This is a genomic window from Pseudomonas sp. NFACC13-1, from assembly GCF_900104425.1.
GTDB lineage: Bacteria > Pseudomonadota > Gammaproteobacteria > Pseudomonadales > Pseudomonadaceae > Aquipseudomonas > Aquipseudomonas fluorescens_AA.
This window is the reverse complement of record NZ_FMXV01000021.1, coordinates 115,439-122,193: the sequence shown is the minus strand read 5'-3', so window position 1 is coordinate 122,193 and position 6,755 is coordinate 115,439. Positions and strand designations below refer to the sequence as shown.

At 62.1% G+C, this 6,755-nt stretch carries 6 protein-coding genes and 1 pseudogene; 4 read left to right on the top strand and 3 right to left on the bottom strand.

Annotated elements, in window-relative coordinates:
- Window positions 1-240 (bottom strand): transposase (locus tag BLQ55_RS23040; RefSeq protein ID WP_143011772.1); only part of this gene is annotated, 240 nt, incomplete at its 3' end.
- Window positions 241-530: 290 nt separating this feature from the next.
- Here BLQ55_RS23040 and BLQ55_RS23035 point away from each other — a divergent pair.
- The 3 genes and pseudogenes from BLQ55_RS23035 to BLQ55_RS32960 all read left to right on the top strand — a co-directional run bounded on the left by BLQ55_RS23035 (window position 531) and on the right by BLQ55_RS32960 (window position 3,756).
- Window positions 531-1,847, top strand: a complete 1,317-nt coding sequence (locus BLQ55_RS23035; RefSeq protein WP_176814240.1) for a Na+/H+ antiporter family protein — start codon at window positions 531-533, stop codon at window positions 1,845-1,847.
- 229 nt (window positions 1,848-2,076) lie between these two features.
- Window positions 2,077-2,850, top strand: a pseudogene (locus BLQ55_RS32965) (cache domain-containing protein); the annotation flags it as partial.
- 84 nt (window positions 2,851-2,934) lie between these two features.
- Window positions 2,935-3,756 carry a methyl-accepting chemotaxis protein gene (locus BLQ55_RS32960; RefSeq protein WP_371128549.1) on the top strand — a complete coding sequence of 274 codons (822 nt, stop codon included), beginning with the start codon at window positions 2,935-2,937 and terminating at the stop codon, window positions 3,754-3,756.
- Between the two features lie 270 nt (window positions 3,757-4,026).
- On the opposite strand, the gene yegQ is transcribed toward BLQ55_RS32960, so the two are convergent.
- The gene (gene yegQ, locus BLQ55_RS23025; protein WP_092257326.1) at window positions 4,027-5,352 is read right to left on the bottom strand and encodes a prephenate-dependent tRNA uridine(34) hydroxylase TrhP; all 1,326 of its coding nucleotides are present in this window, start codon (window positions 5,350-5,352) and stop codon (window positions 4,027-4,029) included.
- 147 nt (window positions 5,353-5,499) lie between these two features.
- On the opposite strand from yegQ, the gene BLQ55_RS23020 reads away from it, so the two are divergent.
- Entirely contained in the window at window positions 5,500-6,561 is a 1,062-nt protein-coding gene (locus BLQ55_RS23020) for an AI-2E family transporter (RefSeq protein WP_092204169.1), read from the top strand.
- Here BLQ55_RS23020 and BLQ55_RS23015 read toward each other — a convergent pair.
- Entirely contained in the window at window positions 6,558-6,740 is a 183-nt protein-coding gene (locus BLQ55_RS23015) for a hypothetical protein (protein ID WP_003203898.1), read from the bottom strand. The genes BLQ55_RS23020 and BLQ55_RS23015 overlap by 4 nt on opposite strands.
- Between the last annotated feature and the right edge of the window lie 15 nt (window positions 6,741-6,755).

Below are 6,755 nucleotides of genomic sequence, written 5' to 3'. Positions count from 1 at the left end.
GTCCAGGTCTTTTTGCCTGAGCAACGCTTTGAGCTGCTGAATTTCACGCTGATCAGCGGTAATCGCCTTGGTACCCACCGGGGTCGAACCCAAGCGTTCCTTGCGAACCTGATCGACCCAGCGGCGAAGCGCCGTGGGCCCAATATCCAGGCTGGCGCAGACTTCGGGAACCGACTGTCCCTCGTCCAGCACCATGCTGGCCGCTTTGAGTTTGAACTCACTGGAGTAAGATTTACGCATAACCAAAAACACCTCAGATTTGGGCGCCATCATAGCGCCCGATTGAAGTGTCCAAAATCATTAGGCCAGTTCAGCTTGCTCGCGATGGCGTCAGTTCAGCCACATGGATAGCTATCGAAAGATTGCTATCGCGAGCAAGCTCGCTCCCACAAGGGTGGGGCGGTGGTGGTAGTCAATATGGCGAGACTTGAAAACCCGCCCCACGGCCCTTGCAGCTTGCCGCCGCTTGCTGCAAAGTCGCGACCTTTTTGTCCGGTGGCTTTCCATCGCTGTGCTTTGAGGTAACGATGATAAATGCAGTAATTGCCGCGGTTGGCGTCATGCTGGTGCTCAGCCTGTCCCGCGTGCATGTGGTGATCGCGCTGATTATCGGCGCGTTGGTGGGGGGGCTGACGGGTGGCCTGGGGATCGAGGCAACGCTCAAGGCGTTCAATGCCGGCCTGGGTGGCGGTGCGACGGTGGCGCTGTCCTATGCCTTGCTCGGCGCTTTCGCCGTGGCGATTGCCAAGTCCGGCATGGCCCACGCCCTGGCGGACAAAGCCCTGGCCCTGGTGGATCGCCAGGACACCGCCGGCGGCACGGGCGTCAAATGGGTGCTGATCGGTCTGCTGGGAACGGTCGCGGTCGCCTCCCAGAACATTCTGCCGATCCATATCGCTTTCATTCCGCTGCTGGTGCCGCCGCTGCTCTATGTGCTGACCAAGTTGCAGCTGGACCGCCGGTTGATCGCCTGCGTCATGACCTTCGGCCTGATCACGCCCTACATGTTCCTGCCGGTGGGCTTCGGCAATATCTTCCTCAACGAAATCCTGCTGGCCAACATCGCTCGCAGCGGCGTGGATGTCAGTGGTATCAACGTCACCCATGCCATGGGCATTCCGGCGTTGGGCATGGTGTTTGGCCTGCTGTTGTCGTTGTTCAGCTACCGCAAGAAACGCGTCTACGACCTGAAGAGGATCGCTCGGGTCGAGCAGGTGGCGGTGCGCTACAACCCCATGACCCTGCTGGTGGCGGGGCTGGCGATTGTCGCGGCGTTCGCCATCCAGCTCCTGGTCGACTCGATGATCATTGGCGCCCTGGTCGGCTTCCTGATTTTCTCGGTATCGGGTGTGGTGCGCTGGCGCGAGACTGACGACCTGTTCACCGAAGGCATGAAGATGATGGCGATGATCGGCTTCATCATGATCGCCGCCTCGGGCTTTGCCGAAGTAATGAAAGCCACCGGTGAAGTCCAGAGCCTGGTGGAAACCTCGGCAGCCTGGATCGGCCACAACAAGGGCGTCGGCGCGCTGCTGATGCTGCTGGTGGGATTGCTGGTGACCATGGGCATCGGCTCGTCGTTTTCCACGGTGCCGATCCTGGCGACGATTTTCGTGCCATTGTGCCTGCAACTGGGCTTCAGCCCGCTGGCGATCGTCTGCATCGTCGGCACCGCCGGCGCCCTGGGCGATGCCGGCTCGCCAGCCTCGGACTCGACCCTGGGCCCGACCTCCGGCCTGAACATCGACGGCCAGCACCATCACATCTGGGACACCGTGGTTCCGACCTTCATCCACTACAACCTGCCGTTGCTGGCGTTTGGTTGGGTGGCGGCGATGGTGTTGTAGCCTCAAGACCCAATCGCTTCAATCGCGAGCAGGCTCGCTCCCACAGTGGATCGGTGTGAACACAAGCATTGTGGACACCGCCGAACCCTGTGGGAGCGAGCCTGCTCGCGATGAGGCCCTTGAAACTCAGCGACCCAGCCAACGGACCGCTCACCTTGTCCTACAGTTTTGCCGTGCGGTGCCGTTAATACAGCTAACCACGCCAATAACACCTACAAGAGTGAACAGCATGCGCCTGAGCCTGAAGGCTAAAGTCCTGTCCCTTGCGATACTGCCGGTATTGCTGTCCGCCGTGATCATCAGCCTCACCACGGCCTTCATCTTGAAGGAGCAAGCTAGCAAAGAGGTCCAGCAGACCCGCGAACGCCTGCTCAGCGAGGCCAAGGCCACGCTGCAGAACTATGTGGCAGTGGGCCTGACCGCCATCAAGCCGCTCTACGATGCCGCTGCGCCTGGCGATAACGAAGCGCGCGCCCAGGCGATCAAGCTGCTGTCGAATATCAGCTACGGCAAGGACGGCTATTTCTTCGGCTACGACTCCGAGACCATTCGTCTGTTCAAGGCCAACAGCCCCGATGGCGTGGGCAAGAGTTTCAAGGACAACCGCGACCCGAACGGTGTCTACGTCAACCGCGACCTGGTGAAAGTCGCCAAGGACGGAACGCATTATCTGGAATACAGCTCGCCACTGCCCGGCAGCCAGGACCTGGTGCCCAAGCTCGGCTACACCGAGTACCTGTCCAAGTGGGACATGGCCGTCGGCAGCTCGGTCAACCTGGACGGCATCGAAGGCCAGGTGGCCCTGGTGGAAGCCAAGGTCCACGATCGTGTACAAGGTGTGATATTGAGCATTGTCGGGATCGCCGCCGTGGTGTTGCTGGTGATCGCGGTCGTGGGCCTGTTGCTGGCCAACACGATCCTGCGTCCCCTGCACCTGATGAAGGACAACCTCGACGACATCGCCGCGGGCGAGGGCGACCTGACCCGTCGGCTGACCATCACCAGCCAGGACGAGCTCGGCCAACTGGCCGGTTCGTTCAACCGCTTCGTCGACAAGATCCACGGCCTGGTGCGGCAGATCACCGACATGACCTCGCAACTGACCGGGCTGGTGACGCAAGTCTCCGAGCAGGCCCAGCGCTCCGAGCAGGCCATGGAACGCCAGCGCCACGAAACCGATCAGGTCGCCACGGCGATCAACGAGATGTCCTCGGCTGCCCAGGAAGTCGCCCGCAGTGCCCAGGGCGCCGCCGTCGCGGCCCAGCAGACCGACGAGGAAGGACAATCGGCCAAGCGCGTGGTGGCCGGCAGCATCCAGCAGATTCATGCGTTGGTGAACGATATCCGCAGCAGCGGCGTGTCCCTGGACAGCCTGCAGCAGGACGTGGCCTCGATCGTCAGTGTGCTCGGGGTGATTCGTTCGATTGCCGAGCAGACCAACCTGCTGGCCCTCAACGCCGCCATCGAGGCCGCGCGTGCCGGCGAGGCAGGGCGTGGGTTCGCGGTGGTGGCCGATGAAGTGCGGGCCCTGGCCAGCCGGACCCAGCAGAGCACCCAGGAAATCCAGGGCATGATCGACCGCCTGCAATCGGGCACCCACGCCGCGGTGGAGGCCATGCGTCGCTCCAGCGAAGCGGGCGACGGCACCTCGGCGCAGGCCAACGAAGCCGGGGCGTCCCTGGACACCATGGCGCAGTTGATCGGCACCATCAACTCGATGAACGCGCAGATCGCCAGCGCGGCTGAAGAGCAGACCGCCGTGGCCGAGGAAATCAACCGCAGCGTGCATCAGATCGCCGTGGCGGTGGACAGCGTCGCCGACGAAACCCAGCTCGGCGCCCAGACCTCCCGCAGCCTGGCTGACCTGGGCCAGCGCCTGGGCAAACTGGTGGGGCAGTTCCGGATCTGATCCCATCGCAGCAGGAGCTGCCGAAGGCTGCGATCTTTTGCTCTCGATCCAGATGTTTTCACCTGGGCAACCGGGTCTTATCGAGAAAGAAGGATCGCAGCCTTCGGCAGTTCCTGTCGGGATCAACAGGCGCAAACACAACAAAACCCTGTGGGAGCGAGCTTGCTCGCGATAGCGGTGTGTCAGTCAAATGAATATTGGCTGATCTGACGCTATCGCGAGCAAGCTCGCTCCCACAGTTGTTCTGCGGTACCTGGATCAGCGCCAGTGCTACGGCTCACGCACATCGCGCATCAACAACCCAAACCGCAAGTCCACCGCGTCCGGGATCGGCAGGTACACCACGTGTCCATCCCCCGGTGCCACCTCGATGCTTTTGCCGTTGATGTCCTGCAATTGATGCAGGTCGAAGTGAAAGTTGCCCTTGGGGGTCATCAGTTCCATGTGATCCCCCAGGCCGAAGCGGTTCTTGACCCGTACTTCGGCCAGGCGTTCGCGCCGCTCGCCGGTCAGTTCGCCGACGAACTGCTGGCGCTCCGACACCGAGCTGCCGTTCTGGTAGTTCTGGTACTCGTCGTGCACGTGGCGCCTCAGAAAACCTTCGGTGTAGCCGCGCTGGGCCAGGGACTCCAGGTCGGTCATCAGGCTGCGATCGAATTCCCGGCCGGCCACCGCGTCATCGATGGCCCGGCGATACACTTGGGTGGTGCGCGCGCAATAGAAGTGCGACTTGGTCCGGCCTTCGATCTTCAACGAATGCACACCCATGCGCGCCAGGCGCTCGACGTGTTGCACGGCCCGCAGGTCCTTGGCATTCATGATGTAGGTGCCGTGCTCGTCCTCGAAGGCTGGCATCAAATCCTCGGGGCGGTTCGCCTCCTGGAGCAGGAACACCTGGTCGGTGGGCGCGCCGAGGCCCAGGGTCGGTTCGGGTTGATAGCTTTGCACAATGTCGCCCGCGGCGTTTTCCACCGCCGGTTGCGCCGAGTATTTCCAGCGACAGGCATTGGTGCAACTGCCCTGGTTGGCATCACGCTTGTTCATATAGCCCGAGAGCAGGCAGCGCCCGGAGTAGGCCATGCACAGCGCCCCGTGGACGAACACTTCCAGCTCCATGGCCGGTACCTGCTCGCGGATCTCGGCGATTTCCTCCAGGGACAATTCCCGGGACAAGATGATCCGGCTCAAACCCTGCTGCTGCCAGAACTCGACGCTCGCCCAGTTCACCGTATTGGCCTGTACCGACAGGTGAATGGGCATCTGTGGAAAATGCCGGCGAACCAGCATGATCAACCCCGGGTCGGACATGATCAGCGCGTCCGGCGCCATGGCGATCACCGGCTCCAGGTCCTTGAGGAACGTGCGCAGCTTGGCGTTGTGCGGCGCGATATTCACCACTACGTAGAAGCGCTTGCCCATGGCCTGGGCCTCGGCAATGCCCAAGGCCAGGTTCGCGTGGTCGAATTCGTTGTTGCGCACCCGCAGGCTGTAGCGCGGCTGGCCGGCGTACACCGCATCGGCACCGTAGGCGAAGGCATAGCGCATGTTTTTCAGGGTGCCGGCGGGCGCCAGCAGTTCGGGGGCGGCGAAGGTCATGGTGGGGTCAGGTCGCAAAAAGCGGGGAGGGTACGCCAGGGCCGGCCGGGTCTTTTTGATCTGGATCAATGCGCAGCGCAAACGTGAAGGCACTCCGGCGAGTCCTGGCGGACTAATGTGTATCCCGCCTTTGGACATGGAAAGCTGATGAATCGAAAGATGTTGCAAAACAAAGCCCAGATGTTGCTCCTGGTGCTGGTCACGGTCGCCTTCATCTGGATTCTGCTGCCGTTTTACGGCGCGGTGTTCTGGGCGGTGATCCTGGGTATCGTCTTTGCGCCGATGCAGCGCCGCCTGCAGGTGAAGTTCGGCTGGCACCGCAATGTCACCTCGCTGGCCACGTTGAGTGTCTGTGTGGTCTGCGCGATCTTGCCGGTGATCATCATCAGTACGTTGTTGGTCCAGGAAGGCGCGGCGCTGTACAAGAGCCTGGAAAGCGGCGAGCTGGACATTGCCGACTACCTGGCCCGCTTCAAGGATGCCTTGCCACCGTACTTCCAGCACCTGCTGGACCGCTTCGGCCTGGGCAATCTGAACGGTTTGCGCGACAAGATCGTCAAGAGCGCGATGCAGGGCAGCGAGTTCTTCGCCACCCAGGCCTTCAGTTTTGGCCAGGGCACCTTTCAGTTCCTGGTCAGCTTCTTCGTGATGATCTATCTGCTGTTCTTCTTTCTGCGCGATGGCGCGGAGCTGGTGCGCAAGGTGCGCATGGCCGTTCCCTTGGCAGAACACCAAAAGCGCCGCCTGCAGTTGAAGTTCAACCGGGTGGTACGGGCCACGGTGAAAGGCAACCTGTTGGTCGCCATCAGCCAAGGTGCGCTGGGTGGGCTGATTTTCTGGATCCTGGGGATCCCGACCGTGTTGCCCTGGGCGGTGCTGATGGCATTCCTGTCGTTGTTGCCGGCCGTGGGGGCGGGCCTCGTCTGGGCACCGGTGGCGGTGTACTTCCTGCTCTCGGGGGCGATCTGGCAGGGCGTGGTATTGATGCTGTTCGGGGTGTTCGTGATTGGCCTGGTGGACAATTTCCTGCGGCCGATCCTGGTGGGCAAGGACACGAAGATGCCCGACTACATGGTGCTGGTTTCGACCCTGGGTGGGCTGGCGGTGTTCGGGCTGAACGGCTTCGTGATCGGGCCGCTGATCGCCGCGCTGTTCATGTCCTGTTGGGCCTTGTTCGTCGAAAGCACGCCGCGTGTGCAGTTGCCCTAGGCGCTCAGCAGGTAGGGCCCGATGCGTTGCGACAGCGCCTGGGCGGCGGGCAGCGAAGTCAGCGGGCCGCTGATGGTCACGCCGTCCTGCACCAGGTACCAGCAGGCCAGCAGTCCGAGTTCCCGCAGTGGGGCGGGGACGGCGCTGCCAATGACAGACATGATTTGAACCTTGGGCATGGGAAACCTCCATCA

Excerpts from the sequence above, each read along its gene's own strand:
- BLQ55_RS32960 (WP_371128549.1), top strand. The coding sequence starts at position 2,935 with ATGACCTCGCAACTGACCGGGCTGGTGACGCAAGTCTCCGAGCAGGCC.
- yegQ (WP_092257326.1), bottom strand. The coding sequence starts at position 5,352 with ATGACCTTCGCCGCCCCCGAACTGCTGGCGCCCGCCGGCACCCTGAAA.
- BLQ55_RS23020 (WP_092204169.1), top strand. The coding sequence starts at position 5,500 with ATGAATCGAAAGATGTTGCAAAACAAAGCCCAGATGTTGCTCCTGGTG.
- BLQ55_RS23015 (WP_003203898.1), bottom strand. The coding sequence starts at position 6,740 with ATGCCCAAGGTTCAAATCATGTCTGTCATTGGCAGCGCCGTCCCCGCC.